Source organism: Streptomyces sp. ALB3 (assembly GCF_044385685.1).
Taxonomy (GTDB): Bacteria; Actinomycetota; Actinomycetes; order Streptomycetales; family Streptomycetaceae; genus Streptomyces.
Genome location: NZ_JBISCE010000041.1, coordinates 233,823 through 255,688, shown reverse-complemented (window position 1 = coordinate 255,688; position 21,866 = coordinate 233,823). Strand labels below are relative to the sequence as shown.

21 protein-coding genes are annotated in these 21,866 nt (G+C 72.0%); 11 read left to right on the top strand and 10 right to left on the bottom strand.

What is annotated here, in order from left to right:
- Positions 1–97 precede the first annotated feature (97 nt).
- Positions 98–1,042, top strand: a complete 945-nt coding sequence (gene ku / locus ACHFIV_RS27640) for a non-homologous end joining protein Ku (RefSeq protein ID WP_398974501.1) — start codon at positions 98–100, stop codon at positions 1,040–1,042.
- 78 nt (positions 1,043–1,120) lie between these two features.
- Here the strand turns inward: ku and ACHFIV_RS27635 are convergent, their stop codons facing one another.
- The 4 genes from ACHFIV_RS27635 to ACHFIV_RS27620 form a co-directional block, all read right to left on the bottom strand.
- Positions 1,121–2,143 (bottom strand): ATP-dependent DNA ligase, encoded by a 1,023-nt coding sequence (locus ACHFIV_RS27635; protein WP_398974498.1) that lies wholly within the window; start codon positions 2,141–2,143, stop codon positions 1,121–1,123.
- Positions 2,144–2,194: 51 nt separating this feature from the next.
- A complete protein-coding gene (locus ACHFIV_RS27630; RefSeq protein ID WP_398974496.1) occupies positions 2,195–3,535 on the bottom strand; it encodes an SGNH/GDSL hydrolase family protein in 1,341 nt (446 codons plus the stop codon).
- A 236-nt stretch (positions 3,536–3,771) separates the two neighbouring features.
- Positions 3,772–5,451, bottom strand: coding sequence for a cellulase family glycosylhydrolase (locus ACHFIV_RS27625; protein WP_398974493.1), 1,680 nt, complete (start codon positions 5,449–5,451; stop codon positions 3,772–3,774).
- A 280-nt stretch (positions 5,452–5,731) separates the two neighbouring features.
- Positions 5,732–6,427 carry a hypothetical protein gene (locus ACHFIV_RS27620; RefSeq protein ID WP_398974490.1) on the bottom strand — a complete coding sequence of 232 codons (696 nt, stop codon included), beginning with the start codon at positions 6,425–6,427 and terminating at the stop codon, positions 5,732–5,734.
- Positions 6,428–6,699: 272 nt separating this feature from the next.
- Here ACHFIV_RS27620 and aac(3) point away from each other — a divergent pair, with 272 nt between their 5' ends.
- Positions 6,700–7,554, top strand: a complete 855-nt coding sequence (gene aac(3), locus ACHFIV_RS27615) for an aminoglycoside 3-N-acetyltransferase (RefSeq protein WP_398974844.1) — start codon at positions 6,700–6,702, stop codon at positions 7,552–7,554.
- A gap of 35 nt (positions 7,555–7,589) precedes the next feature.
- Here the strand turns inward: aac(3) and ACHFIV_RS27610 are convergent, their stop codons facing one another.
- The gene (locus ACHFIV_RS27610; protein WP_398974488.1) at positions 7,590–8,456 is read right to left on the bottom strand and encodes an AraC family transcriptional regulator; all 867 of its coding nucleotides are present in this window, start codon (positions 8,454–8,456) and stop codon (positions 7,590–7,592) included.
- Between the two features lie 223 nt (positions 8,457–8,679).
- On the opposite strand from ACHFIV_RS27610, the gene ACHFIV_RS27605 reads away from it, so the two are divergent.
- Both ACHFIV_RS27605 and ACHFIV_RS27600 read left to right on the top strand, forming a co-directional pair.
- Positions 8,680–9,252 (top strand): dihydrofolate reductase family protein, encoded by a 573-nt coding sequence (locus ACHFIV_RS27605; protein WP_398974486.1) that lies wholly within the window; start codon positions 8,680–8,682, stop codon positions 9,250–9,252.
- Positions 9,253–9,506: 254 nt separating this feature from the next.
- Complete coding sequence (locus tag ACHFIV_RS27600) at positions 9,507–10,061, top strand: M23 family metallopeptidase (RefSeq protein ID WP_398974484.1); 555 nt, start codon at positions 9,507–9,509, stop codon at positions 10,059–10,061.
- 27 nt (positions 10,062–10,088) lie between these two features.
- On the opposite strand, the gene ACHFIV_RS27595 is transcribed toward ACHFIV_RS27600, so the two are convergent.
- A complete protein-coding gene (locus ACHFIV_RS27595; protein WP_398974482.1) occupies positions 10,089–11,108 on the bottom strand; it encodes a MarR family transcriptional regulator in 1,020 nt (339 codons plus the stop codon).
- A gap of 477 nt (positions 11,109–11,585) precedes the next feature.
- Between ACHFIV_RS27595 and ACHFIV_RS27590 the strand changes: the two genes are divergently transcribed.
- Positions 11,586–12,050: a hypothetical protein gene (locus tag ACHFIV_RS27590; RefSeq protein ID WP_398974480.1), complete on the top strand. Its 465-nt coding sequence runs from the start codon at positions 11,586–11,588 to the stop codon at positions 12,048–12,050.
- A 75-nt stretch (positions 12,051–12,125) separates the two neighbouring features.
- On the opposite strand, the gene ACHFIV_RS27585 is transcribed toward ACHFIV_RS27590, so the two are convergent.
- Positions 12,126–14,354 (bottom strand): HelD family protein, encoded by a 2,229-nt coding sequence (locus ACHFIV_RS27585; protein WP_398974841.1) that lies wholly within the window; start codon positions 14,352–14,354, stop codon positions 12,126–12,128.
- Between the two features lie 339 nt (positions 14,355–14,693).
- Between ACHFIV_RS27585 and ACHFIV_RS27580 the strand changes: the two genes are divergently transcribed.
- The 4 genes from ACHFIV_RS27580 to ACHFIV_RS27565 all read left to right on the top strand — a co-directional run bounded on the left by ACHFIV_RS27580 (position 14,694) and on the right by ACHFIV_RS27565 (position 18,349).
- On the top strand, positions 14,694–15,623 hold the full coding sequence (locus ACHFIV_RS27580) for an ABC transporter ATP-binding protein (protein WP_398974477.1): 930 nt from the start codon (positions 14,694–14,696) through the stop codon (positions 15,621–15,623).
- The gene (locus tag ACHFIV_RS27575) at positions 15,620–16,432 is read left to right on the top strand and encodes an ABC transporter permease (protein WP_398974474.1); all 813 of its coding nucleotides are present in this window, start codon (positions 15,620–15,622) and stop codon (positions 16,430–16,432) included. The genes ACHFIV_RS27580 and ACHFIV_RS27575 overlap by 4 nt, the downstream gene beginning before the upstream one ends.
- A gap of 97 nt (positions 16,433–16,529) precedes the next feature.
- Positions 16,530–17,747, top strand: a complete 1,218-nt coding sequence (locus ACHFIV_RS27570) for a sensor histidine kinase (RefSeq protein WP_398974471.1) — start codon at positions 16,530–16,532, stop codon at positions 17,745–17,747.
- Positions 17,744–18,349, top strand: coding sequence for a DNA-binding response regulator (locus ACHFIV_RS27565; RefSeq protein ID WP_398974468.1), 606 nt, complete (start codon positions 17,744–17,746; stop codon positions 18,347–18,349). Before ACHFIV_RS27570 ends, ACHFIV_RS27565 begins: the two co-directional genes overlap by 4 nt.
- 125 nt (positions 18,350–18,474) lie before the next feature.
- Here the strand turns inward: ACHFIV_RS27565 and ACHFIV_RS27560 are convergent, their stop codons facing one another.
- The 3 genes from ACHFIV_RS27560 to ACHFIV_RS27550 all read right to left on the bottom strand — a co-directional run bounded on the left by ACHFIV_RS27560 (position 18,475) and on the right by ACHFIV_RS27550 (position 20,433).
- Positions 18,475–19,305 (bottom strand): M55 family metallopeptidase, encoded by an 831-nt coding sequence (locus tag ACHFIV_RS27560; RefSeq protein ID WP_398974466.1) that lies wholly within the window; start codon positions 19,303–19,305, stop codon positions 18,475–18,477.
- 125 nt (positions 19,306–19,430) lie between these two features.
- Positions 19,431–19,883, bottom strand: coding sequence for a hypothetical protein (locus ACHFIV_RS27555; RefSeq protein WP_398974463.1), 453 nt, complete (start codon positions 19,881–19,883; stop codon positions 19,431–19,433).
- A 73-nt stretch (positions 19,884–19,956) separates the two neighbouring features.
- On the bottom strand, positions 19,957–20,433 hold the full coding sequence (locus ACHFIV_RS27550; protein WP_398974461.1) for an ATP-binding protein: 477 nt from the start codon (positions 20,431–20,433) through the stop codon (positions 19,957–19,959).
- Between the two features lie 169 nt (positions 20,434–20,602).
- On the opposite strand from ACHFIV_RS27550, the gene ACHFIV_RS27545 reads away from it, so the two are divergent.
- Both ACHFIV_RS27545 and ACHFIV_RS27540 read left to right on the top strand, forming a co-directional pair.
- Positions 20,603–21,451: a helix-turn-helix domain-containing protein gene (locus ACHFIV_RS27545; protein ID WP_398974459.1), complete on the top strand. Its 849-nt coding sequence runs from the start codon at positions 20,603–20,605 to the stop codon at positions 21,449–21,451.
- Entirely contained in the window at positions 21,448–21,639 is a 192-nt protein-coding gene (locus ACHFIV_RS27540) for a DUF397 domain-containing protein (RefSeq protein ID WP_398974456.1), read from the top strand. Before ACHFIV_RS27545 ends, ACHFIV_RS27540 begins: the two co-directional genes overlap by 4 nt.
- The last annotated feature ends 227 nt before the right edge of the window (positions 21,640–21,866 follow it).

Below are 21,866 nucleotides of genomic sequence, written 5' to 3'. Positions count from 1 at the left end.
GGCCCGGTCCGCGCCTCGGCCCCCTCGGGCCGGTTCTCCCTTCCAGGCGCTCCGGTCCGCCTCCCGGCCAAGCCGTCAGGGGGGTCTGGAGGTACGGATGCCGCGGCCCCTGTGGACAGGAGCGATCAGCTTCGGGCTGGTCACGATCCCGATCAAGGTGGTGTCCGCCACCGAGAACCACTCGATCTCCTTCCACCAGTACCACCGGGAGGACATGGGCCGGATCCGGACCCGCAAGGTGTGCGAGATCGATGGCGAGGTCCTCTCCCAGGAGGAGATCGGCAAGGGGTACGAGGTCGCCAAGGACCGGACCGTGCCCGTCACGGACGAGGAACTCGACCGGATGCCGCTGCCCACGGCGAAGGCCATCGAGATCGTCGCGTTCGTCGAAGCCGACAGCATCGACCCCGTACGGATCAGCGACAGCTACTACCTCGCGGTCGACGGCCAGGTCGCGGCGAAGCCGTACGCCCTGCTGCGGAAGGCGCTGGAGCGCAGCGACAAGGTCGCCGTGGCGAAGTTCGCCTGGCACAACCGCGAGCGGCTCGGACTGCTGCGGGTGCGGGAGGACGCGATCGTCCTGCACTCCATGCACTGGCCGGACGAGATCCGCAGCCCCGAGTCCCTCGCCCCCCGGGAGACCGAGCTGGACGAGGACGAGGTCGAACGCGCCGTGCAGCTCACCGACAGCATGGCCCTGGACGACATCTCCGGCTTCCGTGACCGCTACCGGGAGGCCCTGGAGGAACTGCTCGCGGCCAAGTCCGAGGGCAAGGCGCTCCCGGCGGCGGCGGGGGAAGGGGAGGAGGAGCCGGGCAAGGTCATGGACCTGATGGCCGCGCTGAACGCGTCGGTGAAGGCGGCCAAGGAGACGCGGGGCGAGGACGCGACCGTGCACGAGATGACGCCGGGCAAGCCCCGCGCCCGGAAGAAGGCTCCGGCCGCGAAGAAGACGGAGTCCGGGACGGCGGCGGCCAAGAAGCAGTCGGCCGGGAAGCAGCCGGCCCGGAAGACGGCCGCGAAGAAGCGGACCGCCTCCTGAGCCCCACCGGTCTCCCGGCTCCACCGCCCTCCCGGGCGGATGCCGTTGACACCCGGGGCGCACGCCGCTCCCGGGGTGTCACCCGGCATCGTCCGGGGCCGGGGAGCCCGGGGCCGGCCCGTCAGGGGCCGGGGCGTCCGTCGTGAGGTCGTCCGGCGCGAGGTCCGGGCGCAGCCGGTGCCAGGAGGGCTGGCGCAGCCGCCCCGCCTTCGTCCGCGTCGAGTACCGCACCTCGCCGACCAGCCGTGGCAGCACCCAGCGGGCACCGGCCACCGGTGGCGTCCGATCGAAGGGGCACGTGTCGACGGCGGCGACCTGGAGCAGTCCGGCGAGCCTGGTCCGCTCGGCGTCGCTCCACCCCGTACCGACGCTGCCCGCGTAGCGCAGGCCGCCGTCCGGTTGCCGCTCGCCGACCAGCAGTGCCCCCGGCAGGCCGCCCAGCCGTCCGCGTCCGGGCACCCAGCCGCCGACGATCACGTCCACCGTGCGGGCGTGACGGATCTTGATCCACGTACGGGCGCGGACCCCCGGCTCGTACACCGAGCTCAGCCGCTTCGCGATCACGCCCTCCAGCCCGGCCTCCCGTGTCATGGCCAGGGCCTCCTCGCCGTGCCCGACGACCACCGAGGGCGTCGACCAGCGCGGCCCGTTCAGCCCCAGCCCCTCCAGCGCCGCCCGCCGCTCGGAGTAGGGCATCGTCACGAGGCTCCGGTCGCGCAGGAACACGGCGTCGAACAGCACCAGGTGGGCCGGCACCCGCTGCGCCATGCGGGCGGCCTTCGCGGGCGATCCGGAGAGCCCCATCCGCGACTGCAGCCGCTGGAAGTCGCTGCGCCCCTGCTCGTCCAGCGCGACGATCTCGCCGTCCAGCACGGCCGGTACGCCGCCGAGCGCCGGTCCGAGGGCGGCCAGATCCGGATACGCGGGGGTGATGACGGCCCCGGACCTGGCCAGCAGCTCCAGTGAGCCGTCCCCCGGCAGATAGGCCATGGCCCGCTGGCCGTCCTGCTTCACCTCGTACGCCCACTGCTCGTCGACGGCGGCGGGCGGCAGGCGGCCGGGAGTGGCGAGCATGGGCGCGATCCGGGGCAGGGAGGCCATGGACGCAGCCTGTCAGCAGACGCGCCGCCGGGCCCGCGGACACCCCGGGGGTCAGTTGTAGCCGAAGCCCTTGGGGAGCGGGGCCTGCCGGAAGAGGCGGGCGGGGACGGCGTCGGCCATGGCCCGGTAACCCGCGGGGTTGAGGTGGAGGTGGTCGCCGGTGTCCAGCTCGGCCCGGAGCTGCCGGGGCGCCCGCGGATCGCGGACGGCCCGGTCGAAGTCGACCACGCTGTCGAAGCGCCCGCTCGTCCGGATCCAGGTGTTGACGGTCTGCCGGGCCTGCTCGCGGTAGCCGTCCGGGTCGTCGTACCCCGTGTTGCCGCCGATCGGGGTCAGAGTGGCCCCGTAGACGCGGATGCCCTGGGTGTGGGCCCGGGTGATGATCTGTTCGTACGCGGCGATGACGTCGGCCGCGACCTGCTTCTGCGCGGCGGGAGTGGCTTCGGCCGTGCCGATGTCGTTGACGCCCTCGAAGACGACCAGCCAGTCCACGCCGCTCTGCGCCAGGACGTCACGGTCGAGCCGGGCCAGGCCGTTGGGGCCCAGGCCGTCGTTCAGCAGCCGGTTCCCGCCGGCCGCCTGGTTGACGACGGCGGCCTTCGACGTGGCGGCACCCGACCGCAGCCGTGCGTGCAGCAGGTCGGGCCAGCGGTCGTTCATGTTGGTGGTGGAGCCCCGGCCGTCCGTCAGCGAGTCGCCGAGCACGACGGCCGCCGAGGTGGTGCTTCTGGACCAGACCTCGACACCACTGAGGAAGTACCAGTGGTCGGTGGGCGTCGCCCCGGGCAGGTCCGCGTCGGTGACGTGGTCCCCGGCCCGCAGATAGGACGTCGTACGCGACCCGGGGTGCGAGGTGATGGAGGTGGAGGCCTGGCCGGTCGCCAGGTACGCCGTCGCCGTGAGGTCGGAACCCGGGGCGAGGTGGAAGTCCAGCGGGTCGGACACCGCCTGGGCGCCGGCCGGGACCGACACCGACGGGCGGCCCTGGAAGGTGACGGGCCGCGTGGTGCCCGCCCGCACCGCGCTGGTTCCCGCCCTGCCCCCGAGTGGCAGGGCCACGGACACCTTGGTGATCGGCAGTGCGGCGCCGCCGAAAGCGTTCGAGAACCGCAGTCGTATGTGTGCGCCGCCCGCGGAGACGTGGACGGTCTGGCGCAGTGTGGCGTCCGTCAGGACCGAGTCCTCCTGGGTGAACGGCGCGGGGGGCATGTTGCCCGGCTCCGTCAGCTGCGGCATGGACGTCCAGGTGCTCACCCAGCGGGCGTCGCGCTCGCCCGGCGCGGGCGAGCTGCCCGGACCGTGGCCGTCCCCGGCGCCGAGCGCGGGGGTGACGACGGCGGCGGTGAGCGCGGCTGCGGCGAACAGGCTGAGGGTCGTAGATCTCCGGACCACGGTGGTGCTCCCTCTGGCTGGGTGGGGGAAGCGGGGTGAACCCACGTGCCAGGGCGGTGACTTCACCGGCCTCGGGGATCCGAGCGGCAGGCTAGTCGCTCCGATAAATTTCGGTCAATGCTCCGAAAGCTTCGAAAACATTCGGGCCTGTCGGGCCGCCAGGGGGCTTGATCGCGGGAGTGGCGGACACCGGCCGGCAGGGGCGGGCGCCCCTGCCGGCCGGTGCTACGGCCGGGTCAGGCCGTCGTGCAGGCGTTGCCGTTGAGCGTGAAGGCCGTCGGGGCCGTGTTGGTGGTGCTCCTGGTGCCGGTGAAGCCGAGCGTGACCGAGCCGTTCGCGGCGATCGACGCCGTGTATCCGGCAGGGGAGACGCCGACCTTCGCGCCGGTCTGCGTCGGGGTACCGCCCCACATGTTGGAGACGGTCTGGCCGTCGGCGAAGGAGAAGCCGAGGTTCCAGCCGTTGATGGTGGCGGCGCCGGTGTTGCGGATGGTGATCTCGCCCTGGAAGCCGCCGGGCCATTCGCCGACGACCCGGTATCCGACGGAGCAGCCCACGCCCGGCGTGGGACCGCTCCCGTCGGTGGTGACGCTCACCGTGGCCGACCGGGCCGAGCGGTTGCCGGCCGCGTCGCGGGCGTAGACCGCGAACACGTACGCGGTGTCCGCGGTGAGGCCGGTCACGGTGACGCCGGTGGTGGTGGAGGACGCGGCGGCGGTCTCGGTGCCGCCGCTGACCCGCACGACGTCGTAACCGGCGATGGCAACGTTGTCCGAGGACGCGGGCCAGGACAGGGTGGCGGAGGTGGCCGTCACCGCGGAGGCGGTCGGGGTGCCGGGGGCGGTGGGGGCCTGGGTGTCGTCCGGGTCGCCGCCGTCGGCGAAGACGGTGGCCTCCTCGGAGGTCTGGGCGATGCCGTCGGCGCCGTGGAAGATGCGCTCGCCCCAGGAGCTCAGTCGGCTCGGGTCGAAGTCGATGGCCAGGTCGAGGACGGGGTCGGTGTTGCCGCTCCAGGACCACGCCAGATATCCGAGGCCGAGCTGCTCCGCCGCGGCCATCATCGTGTCCTCGTCCGGGTCGCCCCACTGGTCGGCCGGTCCGCCGAACTCGCCGATGAGGAGCGGCAGTCCGGCGTCGACGAAGGCGTTCAGGTAGTCGGTGACCGCCTGGGCCGTGCTGTAGACGCTGTACATGTGGATCGAGAAGATCAGGTTGCCCGTGGTGTCGGCGTCGTACACGGCCTGGGCGTTGGCGCGCATGACGCCCTGCCAGTCCTGGCCCCAGTTGGGCGCGTCCACCATGATCGTGTGGGCGAATCCGGCGCCGCGCAGCTTCTGGACGGCGGCGGTCGTCGGCGCGGTCCAGCCGGCGGGGTCGGTGTTGCCCCAGGGCTCGTTGCCGATGTTGATGATGACGTAGTCCTCTTCGCCGGCGAGGACGCCCTTGAGGCTGATCCAGTAGTCGGCGGCGTGGTCGAGGGTGCCGGCAGCGGCGTCCTCGCCGTATCCGGTGGTGTCGTGCACCTCCAGTACGCAGATCAGCCGGTTGGCCTTGCAGTCGTCGACGATGCCCGCGACTTCGTCGGGGCCGTTCCTCGTCCAGCGGTGGCCGTCGGAGAGGACGACGCGGACGGTGTTCGCGCCGAAGGCCTTGATGTCGGCCAGCGACTGCGTCTCCCCGGGGTACCAGGTGTGCGCGTGATTGACGCCGCGCATGATGAAGTCGTTGCCGTTGCCTTCGAGCAGCCGGCCGTCGCTGATGTGGAGGCCGGGGGCCGCGGCGTCCGGCCGGGCGGGCCCGGCCTGCGCCGTCGCCGGGCCGAACGCGCCCAGCAAGGCTACGCCGAGAAGGACGGCCAGGCTCTTCAGCAGGGCGGTTAAGGGGGTGGTCCGTGCCGTATGCGGTGCTGATCTCACTAGGACTCCAAGGTGGGTGCCGGAACACAGACATCGGATGACATGGGAGCGCTCCCATGAAGCCACCTCGCCAGGGGCACGTCAAGACTTCGCGCACACTTGGCGCCCTGTCCGCGCGGCGCGCTCCGGGCGCCGCCCCGTGCGGCGCTCACGCCGCGGGGTTCCGCGCAGGCTCCGGCAGGGCGCAGCGCCGGGGGCCCGCCCGCAGCGGACGACGGACGGGCCCCCACCCGTGGGTGGGGGCCCGTCCGTCGTCCCGCCGGGACCGGCCGGCGCCGCGTCAGGCCTTGCTGGTGCAGATCGCGTCGTACGGGCGGCCGGGGCTCGGGAAGAGCTCGATCGGGTTGTCCGCGTTCGCCGGGCACTCCTCGGCGGTCTTGGTCAGGGCGAGGACCTTGTTCCCGCCGCCGGTCGCGCAGGCCACTTCCTTCGCCTGGTCGTCCACGCAGTCACCGACCACGAGCTGCCCGCCGCCCGCGCCCGCGTCCCCGGGGTGGTCGCCGGAGAGGTTGCGCCCGCAGATCGTCTTGCTGGGGATGCCGCTGCTGGCGGCGTTCCCGCCGAAGGACACCTTCACCGAGATGATCTCGTCGGTTCCGGCGGGGCATTCGACCGCTCCGGCGAATATCTCGCCGTCCTTGACCGCGAGCGCCTTGATCGTCGCCTTGGGGTCGTCGCAGTCGAGCCCCTGGAAGCCGTCCTTCGACTGGCTCGTGTCCGGCCCCGCGCAGTCGCCGACCTTCCAGTCCCTGGCCTCCTGGCTGCCGCCGCCGCCCGACGAACCCCCGCCTCTCTTCGACGATCCGCCGCCGCTGTCCGACAGCGGACCGCACGCCGTGGCGGCCCCCAGCGCGATCGTGACCACCAGAAGACCCTTCGCGCAGTCCCGGAGGACCGCGCGTGTGCTGCGCGCGGCCGGGGAACCGGTGCTTCCCGAGCGGTCGTTCCGGGGTCGCGTACTGCCGTGGGCGGTCATGCTGCTCCTTGGATGCGTGACGTGTTCCGCGTGGTACTCACTGTGACCCGCGCGGTGGTTCGGGCGTGAGGACGGGCGGAGCACGCGGCGCGGTTCCCGGAGTCTGTGGAATCCCTGTGAACGGTGCGGAGCCGGGGCGGGCCGGCGGCGGCGCACCGGCCGGTGCCGTCCCCTGCCCGCGCACTCATCGGATGACTCACCGGCTCTCGCGATGACTGCCGCCCCGCGGTCCGGACGTGAGCGGTAGCGTCGTTGCCATGGACGAACCGCCCCTGGACCAGGCCGCCCTGCTCGCTCGCGCCGACGGCCCCGTCACCCGTGGCCGGCTCGTCCGCGACCTGACCGCGCTCGGTCTCCGCGAGGGCGACACCGTGATGTTCCACACCAGGATGTCCGCCATCGGCTACGTGGCCGGCGGCCCCCCGGCCCTCATCGGCGCCCTCCTGGACGTCGTGGGGGAGCGGGGGACCCTGATGGTGACCTGCGGCTGGAACGACGCCCCGCCGTACGACTTCACCGACTGGCCGCAGCCCTGGCAGGACGCCGTGCGGACCGGGCATCCCGCCTACGACCCGGTGCTGAGCGAGGCGGACCACGACAACGGCCGCCTCCCCGAGGCGCTGCGCCGGTGGCCGGGGGCCGTCCGCAGCCGGCACCCCGACGTGAGTCTCGCCGCGCTCGGGGCGGAGGCCGTCGCGCTGACGGACGGCCACCCGTGGGACGACCCGCACGGTCCCGGCAGTCCGCTGGGCCGGCTCGTCGCCCTGGGCGGGCGGGTGCTGATGCTGGGCGCGCCGTTGGAGACCCTCACCCTCCTGCACCACGCGGAGGCGCTCGCCGATGTGCCGGGCAAGCGCTTCGTGGAGTACGAGCAGCCGGTCCTGGAGGGCGGGCAGCGCGTCTGGCGCCGCTTCCGCGACATCGACTCGTCGGACGGGGCCTTCGACTACTCCTCCGTCACGCCCGAGGGCCAGGATCCCTTCGAGACGATCGTCCGGGACATGCTGGCCACCGGGATCGGCCTCCGGGGCAGGGTCGGCGCGGCCGACAGCCATCTGTTCGAGGCCGGTGAGGTCGTGGACTTCGGCCTCGCCTGGATCCAGGACAGGCTGGGCGGCACCCGGTAGGGCGCGCGCCCCGCCCTCCCCGGGGCGCGCACCTCTCAGGCGGCGGAGCGTTCCACCGGGATCCACAGCGCCGCGTCCGCCTGTGCTCCGTCCTCGGACAGCCGCACGCTCAGGATCTCGGGCCCCGGCCTGCTCTCGTACGGGTTAGACGGGAACCACTGGGTGAACACGTCCCGCCACAGGTACTGGAGTGCCTGCGGGAAGGGGCCGGAGTTCTCGAAGACGGCCCACGTGCCCGCCGGGACGTCCAGGGCGTCCATGTCCTCGGGCACGTCGGCGCCCGTCACCACCCCGTGGTAGTAGTCGAGTTCGGTCCCCTCCGCCCGGCTCGGGTCGAGCCGGTCGCTGACCTGGACGATCCCCGCCGGCTCCTGGTCGGACAGTGCGGCGATGCGCCGCACGGTGTCGGGGGCGAGGCCCCGGATGAAGTCGGCGATCGCCGGATTCGCCCCTTCGTGGACGAGCGGTACGCGTGCCATCCTGCCGGCCACGCGGAAGGCGTCCTTGTCCACGATCCTGTATCGCATGCTGCCGTTCCCTTCGATGATGAGGCGGAAGGACATCCGTTGCTGGGAGTGCAGCGCCGCACCCGTGCGCCGGGCCTCGCCCGGTCCGACACCGTGCATGGTGCGGAACGCACGGGCGAAGGCCTCGCCCGAGCCGTAGCCGTAGCGTGTCGCGATGTCCAGCAGCGTCCGCTCACCGGCGAGCACTTCGGCGCCCGCCACGGTCAGCCGCCTGCGCCGGATGTACTCCGACAGCGGGAGGCCCGCCAGCGCGGAGAACATCCGCCGGAAGTGGTATTCCGACGTCATCGCGACGCGAGCGAGAGCAGCAGCCTCGATCGGCTCGTCGAGGTGGGACTCGATGTGCTCCATGGCCTGGTTCAGCCGGTCCAGCATTCCGGACTCCTTCCTTTTCGTCTCCCACGTTAGGAAGGACCCAGCCTGCCCGACCCGACATCCTGTGCCCGATGCGGTGGGGTGGGGCGGGCGGCGCCGGCCGATGAGTTTCGCGGTGGCCGGCGGTCTGACATCACGTCGGGGCAGCACGGGCGCGGGAGCGGCCCGTACCATGCACCGACCCAACCGCCGGTGACGGAACCTGAGACTCGGGGAATACACGATGCGCACTCTGATCAGCACCGCCTTCATCTCGTTCGACGGCGTCATGGAAGCGCCGGGAGGTGAGCCGGGTTACCGGAACTCCGGGTGGACCTTCAAGGACGTCGAGTTCCTCCCCGAGGCGTTCGAGATCAAGGGGCGGGAGCAGGAGGAGGCCACCGCCATGCTGTTGGGCCGCACCAGCTACGAGGCCTTCAGCGCCGCGTGGCCCGGCATGGAGGACTTCGCCGCCTACAAGCTGATGCCGAAGTACGTCGTCTCCACCACACTCGGCGACGACGACCTCGTCGAGAACTGGGGCGAGACCACCATCCTCCGCTCACTCGACGCTGTGGCCGCGCTGAAGGACACCGAGGGCGGCCCGATCATCGTCCACGGCAGCGCGGCCCTCAATCAGGGCCTCTCCGACGCGGGCCTCATCGACCGCTACCACCTGCTCGTCTTCCCCCTGCTCCTCGGGGCGGGCAAGCGACTCTTCAGCAGCACCGACAAGGACACCCAGAAGCTGAAGCTGGTCGAGCACGAGGCCTATGCCAACGGCCTCCAGAAGAACGTGTTCGACGTCGTCCGCTGAGGGCACGACGCTGCGCCCGCGGTGTTCTCCCGGTGGGAGGGCCCGGCGTGCGAGCCTCCGGGCCTGGGCCCGGCCGTCGTCCCGTCAAGGGCCCTGCGACCCAGTAGGGGGGCCCGTCGGGCGGGACGACGACCGACCCGGCGGCGGGCCCTGGGGCCCTTGCCGGAGGGGGAGCCGGGGCCGGATCCTTGCACTTCTCCCGCCCTGGCGGGATGCGGAGTCCGAAGCTCGTGACACACGAACGGAGACGGCGTATGGGCGGGAACAAGAGGGTTCTGCGGCGGCTGGCCGTAGGGGCGAGCGCACTGCTGGCGGCGGTGGGCGTCACGATGACGGGGGCGTCTCCGGCCGCTGCCGTGGACTACTACTACGAGCTGCCGTATCCGGCGGGGGAGGCCTACACGGTCACCCAGGGGCCGGAGGGTACGTACTCGCACACCGGCCCGTACAACGAGTACGCGTGGGACTTCGGACTCCCCGCCAACTACGAGGTGTCCGCCGCACAGGCGGGCACCATCGTCTACTCCAACTGGTCGCCGTACTGGCAGAACGGCATCGAGGTCCTCATCCGGCACTCGAACGGGCAGTGCACCCACTACGCGCACCTGAACCAGTCGTTCTACGAGCCGGGTGACTGGGTCCCGCAGGGCCGGATCGTCGGCCACTCGGGCAGCACCGGCGCCTCCACCGCACCGCATCTGCACTTCCAGGTGATCGACTGCAACAGCCGCGTGGGCCTGCCCGCCACCCTCCAGGGGTGGACGCCGTACACGGGCACCCGCCCGGTCAGCGTGAACGCGTACGCCTGATCCACCGGGCAGGCGACGCGTCGCCGGTCAGGGGGACTTGAGCAGATTCCTGAGCCCGGCGACGAACGTCCGGACCTCCTGTTCGCCGGGCAGTCCGACGGGGGCCGCAGGTGTGGCGCCCTCGCCGGGCTGACGGCACGGACGGCACAGACCGTCGGGCAGGGCGTCCGGGCGGCCGGGGGTGCCGCACTTGGTGCACTCCAGCATCACGCGGTGCACGAGCGTGTCCGGCGGGGGCGGTGTCGGGGCGGTGGGAACGTGCGGCGGGAGCTTGGCCGTGAGGCGGCGGCGTACCAGACCGACGGGGGAGTCGACTCGGGCCGGGAGCCCGGTCGTGAGGGCCCGCGTGAGGTAGGCGGCGTCCACGCCGCGTGCGAACCACTCGGTGGCCAGGCCCTCCAGGGCCGCGCAGTCGGCGGCGGACAGGGGCAGGCGGCAGTCGACGCGGCCCAGCCCGGCCAGCGCGAGGTAGGCGGCGGACGGGGCGCCGGGATCCGGGGTCCGCTGCCGGGGCACGGCGGCGGCAGGCGCGGCAGGCGCGGGCTGCGCCGTGGCGGGCGGCGGAGCGGACGGCCCGGTGAGCCCCGGCGCGGGGTCCTCCGTCGGGACCCAGGACGGCGGGGGTGTGGTGGCGGGGGCGTCGGCTGCCGGGGCGGACTCGGTGGCGGCCCACCACTCGTTGTCGCGGGCGGTGCGTGACCAGAACGTCCGTGACACCCAACGCACTTGGCCCGGCTCGCCGACGAGGCACCGTACGCGCCGCAGGTGTCCGGCGGTGGCCAGCGCCCGCAGGGCCGAACCGACGGCCTGCTGGCCGTACAGCGGCAGTTGCCTGGCGAGGCTCTTGACGTCCATCGACGCGCCGTCGGGCAGCTGGTCGATGAAACCGGCGATGTACCGCTCGCGGGCGGGAAGCAGGGCGAAGTCGTCGCCCCTGCGCGGACGTTGATCAGGCATGGAGCGCTTGCCGTAACCGGGCCTGGCCATCGGGTACGGGCGCGAGGATGCGGGGGTGCGCGGGGCGGAGCTACTGTGCTGGATAGCCACGGGATCGGTCCTTGTCGATCTTGCGGTGAGACCCCGGCCTGGTGCGACAACACCGCGTCGGGGTCGTTCGGTTCCCGCACCGTAAGCAGTCGCCACGCTCCGCCGCAAGCTGGTCACGATTAGTCATACTTGCTGGCCGTGACGGGTCGGGGAGGGCGGGGAGGTTTCCCCGACCCCCTTCTTTTCCCACCGGTTGACAGGCACCGCTCGGATCCCGGCCCTCGGGTCCCGGCGCCCGGGTCCCGAAGCTCGGGCGTCGGGTGGAAGCCCCGATTCCGTCCCCCGGACGTGTGAACCGGCCGGGCTCGGCGCTCGGGTCCCGGGACCCGAGCGCCGAGCGCCGGGGCGAGGGCGCCCGGGAAGAGGGACGGGATTCTGACTTTGTCACAGCGGCGCAACCGCCTCGCATGTCTGTCCAGCTGTCGCACGGCGATGGATACGGTTCCCGCAATCACCGACCCCAACGGGAGGATGTTCATGGGGCTCAAGCGTGCAGGCCGGTCCACCACCATCGGCGCGTTGGTCGCGGGGACGCTCGGCGCGTCGATCGTGCTCGCTCCCGCACCGGCGTCCGCGGACAGTGCGTGGGAGTGCTACGGCACCCAGGTCAAGCGTTGTGCCACCGTCTGGTGGGACGAGACCGCCGACACCTACCGGGCGCGGGCGAAGATCACCGACGTCGCCGGTGGCGGCAGCTACCAGGTCAAGGTCACCGAGGTGAAGCTCCAGCGCTTCAGCGGCAACGGCTGGGTGACGATGAGGACCGCGAAGGACGGCGACGGCTGGCACGACACCGAGGACCTGGCCGGGACCACCACCGTCGACCCGTGCAGCTGGCCGAAGTCGACCTTCGGCGTCGTGGCGACGTTCAGCTGGACGGGCGCGTCCACCGGCGAGAAGACCTGGCGTCCCGACAACTCGTGGGGCCACTTCTGCGACTGACCCGCCGGACGTGTCCCCCGCGCACCGGCGGGTGCGCGGGGGACACGTACGCCTGTGAGGAGCACCGGATTCCGGTCACCCGGTGCGGCGGTCCTCGCGCAGCGACACCGGCAGCTCCTCCCGGTGGACGATGCCCAGCCGCTGCGTGGCGCGGGTCAGCGCCACGTACAGGTCACTCGTCCCGAACCTCCCGGGCTCCACGACCAGCACATGGTCGAACTCCAGCCCCTTGGCCTCGCGCGGGCCGAGCAGCACGACGGGGTGCGTGAGATCGGGTTCGGCGCCCGCGGTGACCCCGTCGAGCGGAGCCGCGATCTCCTCGTGCAGCTCACGCGGCGCGATCACCGCCAGCCGGCCCTCCTCGGGTGTCAGCTCCTCGACGGCCCGCGCCACCGCGCCCGCCAGATCCGCTCCGGCATCCCGCGTCCACGGCGTCTCACCGGTGGAACGCACCGAACCGGGCGGTTCGAACGACGGGTCCTCAGCCCGCACGACCCCGGCCGCCAGCTCCATGATCTCGGCGGGCGTGCGGTAGTTGACCTTCAGCCGCACGTGCTCGAAGCGGTCGCCGACGTACGGTTCCAGGATCCGGTCCCACGAGCCGACACCCGCCTCCTCGGACGTCTGCGCCGGGTCACCGACCAGGGTCAGCGAGCGGGTCGGCGACCGGCGCATCAGCAGCCGCCACGCCATCGGTGACAGCTCCTGCGCCTCGTCGACGATGATGTGCCCGAACGCCCAGGTCCGGTCGGCCGCGGCCCGCTCCGCCGCACTCCGGTGGTCGGCCTCCTCCTGCCGCTCCGCCATCCGCTCGGCGTCGATGATGTCGTGGGCGGCCAGGAACTCGGACTCCTCGTCCTCGAACTCGTACGACTCGGACCCCCGGGACAGCTCCAGGACGCCCTGCGCGTAGGCGACCCGCTCCTGTCGCTCCGCCTCGGCGGCGGCCCGCTCGGCGCTGTCGTCGGATCCGAGCAGCTCGGCCGCCTCGTCGAGGAGCGGGACGTCGGCCGGGGTCCATTCCCCGTCACCCGGGGCGCGCCGGATGGCCTCCGCGTCCTCGTCCGGTACGTACACCGGCTCCGCCAGGTAGTCGGCGAGGAACTCCTCGGGGGTGAGCAGCGGCCACAGCGCCCCGACGGCGGCGTGCACCTCCTCGCTCGCGGCGACGCTCTTGCCCAGTTGCGCGACGTCGTCCGGGCCCAGGAAGTTCGGGCCGCCGTACGGGTCCGCCCCGATCCGCTCGGTGAGCTGTGCGGTCAGGGCGTCGATGACGTGGAACGTGAAGTAGGGCCGGGCGAGGTTGTGCGGCAGACGGGTCTCGCGGGCCGCCTGCCGGGCCTCGTAGGCGATCTCCCAGTCCAGGACGAGGTCACCGTCGTCGTGCGGGACGACCACCGGCGCGCCGGGCTCCGGCAGGGCCTGCCGGTCGCGCACCGCGAGGGCGAGCGCCTCGGCCATGCCCGCTCGGCCCTTGACCGCCGCCGCGCGCGGGGTGTCCGTGCCGTGGGCGTGGACGCCGGGGAACAGCTCGGCCTGGGTGGCGAGCATGACGCCGGTCTCGCCGAGGGCGGGCAGCACCTCGCCGATGTAGCGGAGGAAGGCCGGGTTGGGGCCCACGACCAGGACCGCGCGCTTGGCCAGCAGCTCACGGTGCTCGTACAGCAGGAAGGCCGCCCGGTGCAGGGCGACCGCCGTCTTCCCGGTGCCGGGGCCGCCCTCGACGACGAGGACGCCACGGTGCGGGGCGCGGATGATGCGGTCCTGCTCCGCCTGGATGGTCCGCACGATGTCACCCATGCGGCCGGTGCGGGCGGAGCTCAGCGCGGCGAGGAGCACGGCGTCACCGCTCGGGTCCTCGAAGCCGCTCCGCTCGCGGTCCCCCAGGTCGAGGATCTCGTCGTGCAGCTCCGTCACCGTGCGGCCCTCGGTGGTGATGTGCCGGCGCCGGCGCAGACCCATGGGCGTGTGTCCGGTGGCGAGATAGAAGGGGCGGGCGACCGGTGCCCGCCAGTCGATCAGGAGGGGCGTGTGTTCGGTGTCGTCCTCACGAATTCCGATACGGCCGATGTGGTGCGCGGCGCCGTCGTGGAGATCGATGCGGCCGAAGCACAGCGAGCCGTCCACCGCGTTCAGGGCCGCCAGCAGACCGGAGCGCTCGGCCACGAGCACATCACGCTCGTGACGGGCCTGCAGGCCGTTCCCGACGGGCGTCAACGCGTCCTCGACGTGCTGAGCGGTGACCCCGCGCAGTGTGTCGACACGGTCGTAGAGCCGGTCGATGAATTGCTGCTCCTTCTGCAATTCGACGTTTTCGCGAGTTGACAAAATCGCTCCCTGCCGGATATGGTGTTGCTTAGTGGCCCCCGGTGAGGGGCCTTTTCTGTGGGCACACAGAAGCACCCAATATACGTGAGGAAATCCCCGCTCCGCAATTGCGAGCGGGGATTTCCGCGTTCACGACCGGGCGGCTGGGCGACCGGACGGCCGGGGGACCGGCGACGCCGGCGCCTGTGCCCCGCGCCTCCCGGAGCCGCCGCCCGGGAGGGTGCCGTATGTCACGGGTCCGTATTACAGGCGTCATATCAACCCGATGACAGAGCGCACTGCCGTCCGCCGTGTGCGGCCGGGAGTGTGGAATGCATGAACACAGTCATCGAAACCGTCGGCCTGAAACGGAGCTACCAGGACTTCGACGCCGTGCGCGGCATCGACTTCACGGTCGCCCGCGGTGAACTGTTCGCCCTGCTGGGCACCAATGGTGCCGGCAAGACCTCCACCCTCGAACTCCTGGAGGGACAGGCGCTCCCGACCGGCGGCACCGTCCGGGTGCTCGGCCGCGACCCGTTCCGCGACCGGTCCGCCGTACGGCACCGCATCGGTGTGATGCTCCAGGAAGGCGGCTTCCCACCGGAGCTGACGGTCATGGAGACCGTACAGATGTGGGCGGGGTGCACGAGCGGGGCCCGTCCCCCCGGCGAGGCCCTCGCGCTGACCTCCCTGTCCGACCGGCGCAAGGTGAGGGTCAAGCAGCTCTCCGGCGGCGAACGCCGCCGCCTCGACCTCGCGCTGGCCCTGCTAGGACGGCCCGAGGTGCTGTTCCTCGACGAGCCGACGACCGGCCTGGACGCCCAGTCCCGCCGCGACACCTGGGACCTCATCCGCCAACTGAAGGACCAGGGCACGACCGTGCTGCTCACCACGCACTACCTGGAGGAAGCCGAACAGCTGGCCGACCGGCTGGCGATCATGCACAAGGGGCTGATCGCCACGACCGGGCGGGTGGCCGACGTGGTGGCCGAACGGCCCTCCCGGATCAGCTTCCGGCTGCCCGAGGACCGCTTCCTCGGTGAACTGCCGCCCCTCCCGCCGATGGGCGTGACCCGGCACTCGACCGAGGGACGGACGGTGCTGCTGGAGACCCGGGACCTACAGCGCACCGCAACCGAGCTGCTCACCTGGGCGCGGCACACGGGCGTCACCCTGCACGCCCTCGACGCCCGGTCCGCATCACTGGAAGAGGCCTTCATGGAGATCGCCAAGAGCCTCGACGACAAGGAGTCCGGACGATGACGACCACCGCCCCCAACCGGCCGTCGACCACCACCGGGCCCGTGCGGCGCGGTCCCGCCTCCCGCATGGCCGCCCTCGGCCGCGCGGAACTGACCCTGCTCCTGCGCAGCAGGGCGGCCCTCTTCACCGCGGTCGCCCTGCCGGCCGTCATGGCCGTCTCGATGCGCGGTCTGGTCAAGGGCCTCGACCTGGGGGGCACCGGCCTGTCGATGGCGACCGTACTGGTGCCGGGGACCCTGGCCATGGCCCTGTTCTTCTCGATCTACACGAACCTCGTCGGCGTGTACGTCACACGCCGCGAGAGCCTGGTACTCAAGCGGCTGCGGACGGGCGAAGTGCGTGACGTGGAGATCCTCGCCGGCGGCGCGCTGCCCGCCGTGGTGCTGGCGCTGGTGCAGTGCGTCCTGCTGGCCGTCGGCCTGACCGTGGTCCTGGACGCACCGGCACCGGCGGCCCCGCACCTGGTGCTCCTCGCCCTGGCGGCGGGTGTGGCGCTGCTCGTGGCCGGGGCCGCGCTGACGGCCGCCTTCACCCGTACGGCGGAGAGCGCGCAACTGACGTTCATGCCGTTCCTGTTGGTGAGCATGGCCGGATCCGGACTCTTCCTTCCGCGCGAGGTCCTGCCGGACGCGGTGGCCGGAGCCAGCGCCTGGCTGCCCTTCTCCCCGGTGATGGACCTCCTGCGCGGCGGCTGGACGGGCGACCTCGGCGGCGTGGACCAGGTCCGCGCCCTGCTCGTCGCCCTGGCGTGGGCCGGTGCGGCGGCCCTCGGCGTGCGGCAGTGGTTCCGCTGGAGCCCGCGCCACTGAGCGCTGCGCACCAGGGCCCGTGCCTTCACCCGGCGGGTGGTCCGCCGGGGCCCGCGCCCTGGAGTACGACGGCCGGCGGACGGGGAAGGGGGAGACCATGAGCGCGAGCGTGGAGGACTGGGTGGAACGGCTCGGCGGCCCGGACGGCCCCGCCCGGTACCGCAGGTACGCGGTCGGCAGCGTCGGCTTCCTCGCCGTCTGCGAGCTGGGTCTGTGGACGGCCTGGACGGCGCGGACGGACGCCGGCGCACCCGTACTGGCGACCGTGGCCGTGCTGGGCGTGGCCCACGCCGTCATCCAGTTCTCCCTCTGGCGTGCCGCCCTGTCCCACTACCTCACCGCCGGCCCCCGGCCCGTCCGGCTCGTCGTGCTGTTCACGGCCGTGACCGTGGCCATGGCCGCTCTGGGATGCGCGCTGACGGCGTCGGGCCGCGTCGACGACGGCGACCTGACGGCCTACACGGTGTGGCTGCTGATGTTCTACGCCGGGCCGCCCGTGCTGGCGCTGCCGCTCCGCGCGGGAGCGGCCCTCGTGGCCGCCGTCTCGGTGGCGTCGCTGGCGGGGACCGCCGTGGCGGGGATGAGGGGAGTTCCGCTGGCCTTCGTCATCGGTGCCTGCGTGGCCATGGTCCCGTTCATGGCCGTCGCGTCCCGGGCCTCCGGCTGGAGCGTCCGGCTGGTCGAGCAACTGGCCGCCGCACGTGAGACGCAGGCACGCCTGGCCGTCGCCGAGGAACGACTGCGCTTCGGCCGGGACCTGCACGACGTACTGGGCCGCAACCTCGCCGTGGTGGCGCTCACGAGCGAACTGGCGGCCCAACTGGCGCGGCGCGGCCGGCCCGAGGCCGTCGAGCACATGGTGGAGGTGCAGCGCATCGCCCGGGATTCGCAGCGGGAGATCCGCTCGGTCGTGCGCGGCTACCGCACCGCCGACCTGCACACCGAACTCGCCGGAGCACGCTCCGTCCTGGAGGCCGCGGGCATCGACTGCCGCATCGAGTACGGACCGGCGGCCCGCCTGCCCGCCGACGTGCAGTCGGCTCTCGGCTGGGTGGTGCGCGAGGGGACGACGAACGTGCTCCGCCACGCACAGGGCGCGTCCACCTGCACCATGTCACTGCGCACGGCGGGCCCGGCCGAGGCGCTGCTGGTGATGGAGAACGACGGCGCGGCCGGGACGCCGCCCGGCGGGGGGACAGGACTGACCGGGCTGAAGGAACGCCTGGCCGGGCTGGGCGGCACCCTGACCACCGCACAGGAACCCGGCGGACACTTCCGCCTCACCGCACGCGTTCCCTGGGAGGACGGCGCATGATCACGGTCCTGCTCGCGGACGACGAGCACCTCATCCGGGGCGCACTCGCCTCCCTCCTCACCCTGGAGGACGACATCCGCGTCGTCGCCCAGGCCGGGACGGGCGACGAGGCCCTGGCCATGGCCAGCGCGCACCGCCCCGACGTCGCCGTACTCGACCTCCAGATGCCCGGCCTCGACGGTGTGGGGGTCGCCGCACAGTTGCGTGACTCCGTTCCCGGGTGCGCCGCGATGATCGTCACCAGCCACGCCCGGGCAGGAGCCCTGAAGCGCGCGCTGAGCGTGGGGGTGCGCGGCTTCGTCCCCAAGACGGTGTCCGCGCACGACCTGGCCCAGATCATCCGCACCGTCCACGACGGCGGCCGCTACATCGACCAGGAACTCGCGGCCGACGCCATCGCCGCGGGAGAGTCACCACTGACGCCCCGGGAGGCGGAACTCCTCTCGTACGCCGAGGACGGCGCGCCGGTCGCGGACATCGCCGCCCGCGCCTCCCTGTCCAGCGGAACCGTCCGCAACTACCTCTCGGCCGCCGCCATGAAACTGGGCGCGGAGAACCGACACGTCGCGGCCCGCATCGCCCGGGAGCACGGCTGGCTGTGAAGGGCCCCCGGCCGGGGGCGACGACCCTGGACACCCTGGACCGGCACGGAATCCTTCCACTGGGACCCCCGCTCCCGTCGGCGGGCGCCGGCAGGCTACTGCCGCCCGAGGCCGGGACCAGCCGTCTACGCGGGCTTGATCGAGGCGAGCTGTACGAGCAGCAGCACCAGCCGGTACGCCTCGGCGAAGTCGGCGGCGGCGAAGGTGACCGTACGGCCACCCCCGGCGCGTGCGACGCCCGGAATCAGCAGGGCGAGGTCGACGGACACGGGGCTGTACAGGTCCACTTCGACAGCGAGTGGCGGCCCGGACAGGGCGAGCGGTGCGACGCCCGCACGCCGGCCGATGGCCTCGGCCGCGCCTGCGCGAAGGCGCGCACGGGCCTCCTCGGGGTGCAGGGTGACGGCGGCAGCCGCGGCGAGCGCTTCCTTGACCGCCACGGTGACCGCGGCGGGGACGAGCTCCTCGAACTCCGCGCAGGCGGCGTCGTCACCGCTGAGCAGCACGACCGGCACGCCCAGGTGCCCGGCCAGAGCGGCGTTGAGGCCTATCTCCCCCAGGGAACGCCCCGCCACGCGGACATCCAGGATGTCGTCGCTCATGGTGTGCGCCAGCACGCCCGGCCCGGCGCCCGCACGGGCGTGATAGCCCACGAGCAGCACGGCGTCGGTGTCGGCGTCGAGTCCGGCGAGCATGCCCATCGGGCGCGGTTTGCCTCGCACCAGGCGTGCCCGCCGGTCCAGTTGGTCCGGCAGAATATTGCGGAAGGTCCCGTGCGCGTCGGCAACCAGGATGTCCGCCGTGGGCTCGGCGTCCAGGACACCGGCGACGACGGCGTTGGCCTCGGCGGTCATCAGCGCCCGGCCCCGCTCGTAGTCCTGGCGGCCGGGGTTGGTCTCGGAGGGATGGACGAGCCCCGAGACGCCTTCCATGTCGACGGAGATGAGTACGTTCATGGAACGGGGAGCCTACGTGTGTCTGCGGGCCGGGTTCTGGTCGCAGCAGCGTCGACCCGGAGCCGGACCCGTACCCGGAGCCCGAAGCCCGGTGATCCGTCCGCGTACCGCCGGAAGCGGGAGTGTCAACCGGACCGGCGCCGAGCCGTGGTCTTCCTCGCGGGCTGCCGGATGAGGTCATGGTCTCCGGCTCGTCGCGGGACGTAGGAGAAGCCGTCAGCGGTCTCGGGGTCGTAGTGCACCACGACATCCTCCTGCGCGAGCATCCTGCGCCAGCTGTCCAGACGAGTGCGGCTGCTCTCGGTCAGCTCGCGTCCGTCCCGGCGCCGGGCCTCTGCCCTCAGCATGACCAGCGGATACTGCTGGCGGTGCTCGACCTTGACGAACCAGGGAATGAGGTCGTCGTCACGGGTGATGCGGCGTTCGAGCCCTCTCCTGTTCCTGAAGTTCCCCCACATGGAAGAGACGGTGTCGATGCCGTACTTGCGCCGGTACTCGTCGATCATCCACTGGTAGGTCCGGCCTTCCTCGAACCACCGGATCACCTCGGCCTCATCCTGGATCTTGCGCTTGCCCATGCCTCCCCCTTTGGCCGGCCGCCTGCGACAGCCACCCCACCCCACCAAAACGTTCAAATTTAACAGCGAGCGATCATGTCGAGCCGCTGACCACTGACCGCTGAGCGGGCGAAGACACCGGAGACCGCGCGCACTCCGCCCATACCGTCTTGCCCGGACCGAGGCGGTCGTGGACGCCCCATCGGGCGGCGAGAGCGTCGACGAGGACCAGCCCGCGGCCGTGTTCCGCGTCGGAGGCCGGCTCGACGCGGGCGGGCCGGGCGGGATGGGTGTCGGACACCTCGACACGGATCACGCCCCGGTCGTCCTCGCGACGGAGGAGCAGGGCGAAGTCCCTGCCGGGCGCCCGGCCGTGCAGTACCGCGTTCGCGGCGAGCTCGGCGACGACGATGGTGACGGCGTCGTGGTCGTCCGTCCCGTGGGGCAGCCCCCACTCGACGAGCTGAAGCGCGGCGAGCAGGCGCGCGAGGCGCGCTCCGCGACGGGTGGCGGAGAAGCGCTGGACGAACACGCGCGGGGCGACGGGCGACTGGGTGTCAGGGGCTGGCATGGGCCAAGCCTGGAGGCGCACGAGGCCGGAGGGCAGGCACGGCACCGATACAGATCGGCTTGTACTGGTTCACGCACTGGACCGGGGGCGTCACTGTACGTAACTCTTGGCGGCACGCGGTACGGGTGGTCCCGCACGCGGGTACAGCGCAGCGGAGAGGCGGCAGGGCATGGCTTCGGACAACGGCGGCGGGGGACAGTGCGGCGAGCCGGAGTCGTCCGACAGCCTCAAGACGTTCGGGGCGGTGCTCAAGGCCCTGCGCGACGAAGCGCACCTGACCCAGGAGCAGTTCGCGCCGCTGGTGCAGTACTCGGCGGCGTACATCGCCAAGATCGAGCAGGGCAAGCGATTCCCGCCGAGGGACTTGCTGGAACGCTCGGAGGAGGTGCTGGGGGCGGCGGCGGCACGAGTGCTGGCGGCGGCGGCCAAGAGCCTGACGCGGAAGGTTGGGCTGGCGTCGTGGTTCTTGCAGTGGGCGGCCGTCGAGGAGGACACGTCCTCGCTGTACGCCTACGAGTGCCGCGTCATTCCTGGGTTGCTGCAGCCCGAGCCATACATTCATGCGCTCTTCGAACGCCATCTTCCCCCGCTCACACAGGAGCAGTCCGAGCACCAGGTGGCGGCGCGACTTGCCCGGCAGCGACTGCTCATCGACCGTCCGAACACTTCGTTCAGCTTCATCATCGAACAGGCTCTGCTTGAGCGGCGCTTGGGCGGTGCCACGGTGACCAAGGCACTCATTGATCACCTACTCCTCGTGGGACGTAGCCGCAACGTGGAAATCCAGGTGATGCCCCTTGTCCAGGAGGACCACGCCGGCTTCGAAGGAGAGATGTACCTCGCGGAAACTGCTGATCACCGATGGGCCGGCTATGTCGAAGGGCATGGCACTGGCATGCTCGTCACCGACGCGAAAGCGGCCAGTTACATGCTTCAGCGCTATGGCAAGATGCGCTCACAAGCCCTGAGCCATCAGGACACGAGGAGCCTGTTGGAACAGATGCGAGGAGAGCAATGAGCACCGTAGAGCTGGCATGGTTCAAGAGCAGTTACAGCGGCGGCGGCGGCGACAACTGTGTTGAGATCGCCTTCGGCCCCGGGGCAGTGATGGTCCGGGACTCGAAGGACACGCGGCAGCCCGCACTGGCGGTCTCTCCGCATGCCTGGGAATCCTTCACGGCGCGTGTTGCTGGCTCGCTTCGCTGAGAACGGAAGCGCGCCCGAGTCGCACACAGCCCCCTGCGGGTGCGCTTGGATGCGAGCTGCGGCTATTCCGACTCGTACAACTGCACCTGGTGGTGGGCTGAGACTGCCTTGGCGGAGCACCGGCGTAAGGTCGGGACCCAGCCAAGACAGGGGGGTGGTGCTGTGTGTCCTCGTGGGGTCTGCGGAGGCAGTCCGAGGTGGGGCAGGGTCGCTCGCCAGAGGCGGGA